The sequence below is a fragment of the Desulfosarcina sp. genome, assembly GCF_033791525.1.
Taxonomy (GTDB): Bacteria; Desulfobacterota; Desulfobacteria; order Desulfobacterales; family Desulfosarcinaceae; genus Desulfosarcina.
Genome location: NZ_JASJGN010000076.1, coordinates 1 through 3,642, shown reverse-complemented (window position 1 = coordinate 3,642; position 3,642 = coordinate 1). Strand labels below are relative to the sequence as shown.

General features: G+C 56.3%; 4 protein-coding genes. All 4 read left to right on the top strand.

Features of this window, described 5'->3' with window-relative positions; genetic code table 11:
- Window positions 1-275: 275 nt before the first annotated feature.
- Window positions 276-1,196 carry an acyl-CoA desaturase gene (locus tag QNK41_RS03765; RefSeq protein ID WP_319253901.1) on the top strand — a complete coding sequence of 307 codons (921 nt, stop codon included), beginning with the start codon at window positions 276-278 and terminating at the stop codon, window positions 1,194-1,196.
- Between the two features lie 52 nt (window positions 1,197-1,248).
- Window positions 1,249-2,496 (top strand): NAD(P)/FAD-dependent oxidoreductase, encoded by a 1,248-nt coding sequence (locus QNK41_RS03760; RefSeq protein ID WP_319253899.1) that lies wholly within the window; start codon window positions 1,249-1,251, stop codon window positions 2,494-2,496.
- Window positions 2,493-3,263 (top strand): DUF1365 domain-containing protein, encoded by a 771-nt coding sequence (locus tag QNK41_RS03755; protein WP_319253897.1) that lies wholly within the window; start codon window positions 2,493-2,495, stop codon window positions 3,261-3,263. The genes QNK41_RS03760 and QNK41_RS03755 overlap by 4 nt, the downstream gene beginning before the upstream one ends.
- A gap of 13 nt (window positions 3,264-3,276) precedes the next feature.
- A partial coding sequence (locus tag QNK41_RS03750) for a hypothetical protein (RefSeq protein ID WP_319253895.1) occupies window positions 3,277-3,642 on the top strand: 366 nt, incomplete at its 3' end.

The following is a 3,642-nucleotide window of genomic DNA, read 5'->3' as shown; positions in this document are numbered from 1 at the left end:
ATCTGTTCAAACACTTAATCGACCCCATTGATTTTGTCAATTGACTGCCGGGAAGCTTCCCGCAACACTCGTTGCACGTCGTTTTATTGATAGGTTATACCCACCAGTGTGCCGTCGATGACTCCTCATTGCCTTCCCGTATCCATCCCTTACATTTGACTTGTGTTGATTGGTCATTTAAAATTTGGAACAGGGTAAGAGCGAAGGATATTTATTTTTCGTCACCACTTTCGCACGATTCCAATCCCCAACACCCGCAAACGAGCATCGAAACCATGGACAAAAAACTAAGGTATGCTTTCCTGAGATGGATTGATTCCGAGGCAGGAATCGAAGTTCTTGAGTCAGGCGGATTTCAAAAGACCGTCGACTGGCCGAGAATCATTCCCTTTGTCGTCCTGCACCTGGCCTGCCTGGGTGTCCTGTGGGTCGGATGGAGCCCGGTGGCGGTATGGGCCTCCCTTTTCCTCTACCTGGTGCGCATGTTTGCCATCACCGGCTTCTACCACCGCTATTTTTCGCACAAAGCCTTCAAGGTTGGAAGAGGCTGGCAATTCGTCTTTGCCGTGCTGGGCAACGCATCGGCCCAGCGGGGGCCGCTGTGGTGGGCGGGCCATCATCGTCATCACCATCGATTCGTGGATACGGAAAAGGATGTCCACTCCCCCTCTCAGCACGGGTTCTGGTGGAGCCATATAGGTTGGCTCACCTCCCGAGCCAACTTTGCGACGCCTTACCGATATGTCCAAGAGTGGACTCGCTTTCCCGAATTGGTGTGGCTCAACCGTTTCGACACGGTGGTTCCCGTTTCCCTGGTATCAGGTCTTTACCTGATCGGCGCCCTTTTGGAACGGGTTGCCCCCCATCTGGGAACCAGCGGCGGTCAGATGGTCGTCTGGGGGTTTTTTATTTCCACCGTGGTTCTCTTTCACGCCACCTGCACCATCAACAGCCTGGACCACATGTTCGGTACCCGGCGGTTCGATACGCCGGACACCAGCCGCAACAATGCGATACTGGCCCTGATTACCCTTGGAGAGGGGTGGCACAACAACCACCACCATTACGCGGTATCGGCCAGCCAGGGCATTCGCTGGTGGGAAATCGATATCACTTACATGCTGCTGAAGCTCATGGCCCGGGTTGGCATCGTTCGGGATTTGCGAGCGATGCCTGAAAGGCTCCGCTCCGGATAGATTGGCCGTTGGCAGGTCAGTTGCCTTTCGCTTCAGCCGGGGAGTATCGCTTATGCGTATCGCCATCATTGGCACCGGCATTTCCGGGATGACATCCGGTTACCTGCTGAGCGAAGATCACGAGGTGACGGTTTATGAGGCCAAAAGTACCATCGGCGGCCATACCGCTACCGTGGACGTTCCTTTAAACGGCCGCAATTGGCCGGTGGATACCGGTTTCATCGTCTTCAACCACAAAACCTATCCCCACTTCACGCGGTTGATGGATCATCTGGGGGTGGCCTCCCAGCCCTCGGTGATGAGCTTCAGTTTCCAGGATCCCAAAAGCGGGCTGGTGTTCTGCCCCAGCACCTTCAATTCACTGTTCGTCCAGCGCAGGAATCTGTTGCGCCCTGCTTTTTACCGCATGCTGCTCGATGCAATTCGCTTCCGGCGGGAAGCCCGCAAGCTCCTCGAGTCAAGTGATGAACATACAACCATGGAGGCTTACCTTACCGCCCACCATTACAGCACGGACTTCATTGACCACTTTTTGATCCCCATGGGAGCGGCTATCTGGTCGGCGGATCCAGGCGCGTTCCGGCAGTTTCCCGCACGATTTTTTATCGAGTTCTTTGAAAACCACGGCTTTTTGAACATTTCCGACCAACCTCGATGGCGGGTCATCCAGGGAGGCTCTCGGAATTACATCGGCCCCATCACCCGGCCCTTTGCGGACCGTATCCGCCTGAACAGCCCGGTGGTGGCCGTCACGCGTTCACCGGATACGGTGAACATAAAGACTGCAGACGGCCGCGTCGACAACTTCGATCACGTGGTGATCGCCGCCCACTCCGATCAAACCCTGTCCATGCTGGCCGACCCGTCGGCAGCCGAACGCGACGTTTTGGGCCGTATCGGCTACCAGGAAAACCAGGTGGTGCTGCACACCGACACATCGGTGCTGCCTGCCAAACGAATGGCCTGGGCCAGTTGGAACTACCTGACACCTGAACGGTCGTCGGACCGGGTGGCCCTGACATACAACATGAACATGCTCCAAAACTTGAATGCTACGGAGACCTTCTGTGTCTCCCTGAACATCGGCGAGCGCATCGATCCGGCCAAGGTCATCCGCCATTTCGTCTACCACCATCCAATTTATACGCCCGACAGTCTCGCCGCCCGCCGCCGGCACGCTGAAATCAGCGGGGAGAACCGCACATCCTTCTGCGGGGCCTACTGGGGATACGGGTTTCACGAAGACGGCGTGAACAGTGCACTGGCGGTGTGCCGCGCCTTCGGAAAGGATCTGCCATGAACAGCGCCATTTATCGGGGCACCATCCGCCACCGCAGCTTTACGCCGGTCGATAACGTCTTTCGGTACCGCATCTTTTTCATGTTTCTGGATCTGGCGGAAATGTCACGGGTGTTGGCCATTCACCCGTTATGGTCGGCTGACCGGGTGAATCTGGCCTACTTCCGGCGTCGGGACCATTTCGGCGATGTCAAGACTCCCCTGGATCGTGCACTGCGGGACCGCGTTGAAGCGAAAACCGGCCTGCGGCCATCGGGCCCAATCCGTATGCTCACCCATCTGCGCTACTTCGGCCACTGTTTCAATCCGGTGACCTTCTACTTCCTTTACGACAGCAGCGACAGCCGTCTGGATACCATCGTGGCCGAGGTCGCCAACACCCCCTGGGGAGAACGCCACCTGTACGTTCTGGACGATGCAAGCAACATCCATCCCGATCGCAGGTGGCGCCGGTTCCAATTCTCGAAGGAATTTCACATTTCGCCCTTCATGCCCATGAACATCGATTACGATTGGCGGTTTTCGGTTCCGGGAGATCGCCTCAATGTGCACCTGATTAATTTCAAAGACGGGAAGCAGGTTTTCGACGCCACCCTGAATCTTTCCCGCAGGCCGATGAACCGGCAGAACCTCACACGGATGCTGATTCTCTTCCCGGCCATGACCGTCAAGGTCGTCGCCATGATCTACTGGCAGGCACTCAAACTGAAGCTCAAACAGACCCCATTTTATGATCACCCCGGTGAGACGATGCGGGTGAACCAATAAAGGAGGTGTCAACATGACCACCACAACCATTTCACCCAAAAATAAAAGCGTGTCCGTACACGGCCCCGTGCGTTCTCTCAATAGCGTCGGGCGTCGTCTGGTGCTGGCGATGATGGAAAAGCTCGAGGTTGGTCAGCTGACCGTAAAAGACAGGCGGGAGGTGAATACATTCGGCCACAAGACTCCTGAATTCGACCTGTCGGCCACCATCCAGGTCCACCGGGATGATTTTTACCGTTTCTGTGCCTTCGGCGGCAGCATCGGTGCGGGCGAAGCATTCATGCTCGGCCACTGGACGTCCACCGACCTCACCGCCGTGATGCGCATTATCGTTCGCAATCAGCAGGTGTTCGGGGAGATGGACCAGGGCTGGACCATG

Coding starts and splice junctions, on each gene's coding strand:
- QNK41_RS03765 (WP_319253901.1), top strand. CDS start 276: ATGGACAAAAAACTAAGGTATGCTTTCCTGAGATGGATTGATTCCGAG.
- QNK41_RS03760 (WP_319253899.1), top strand. CDS start 1,249: ATGCGTATCGCCATCATTGGCACCGGCATTTCCGGGATGACATCCGGT.
- QNK41_RS03755 (WP_319253897.1), top strand. CDS start 2,493: ATGAACAGCGCCATTTATCGGGGCACCATCCGCCACCGCAGCTTTACG.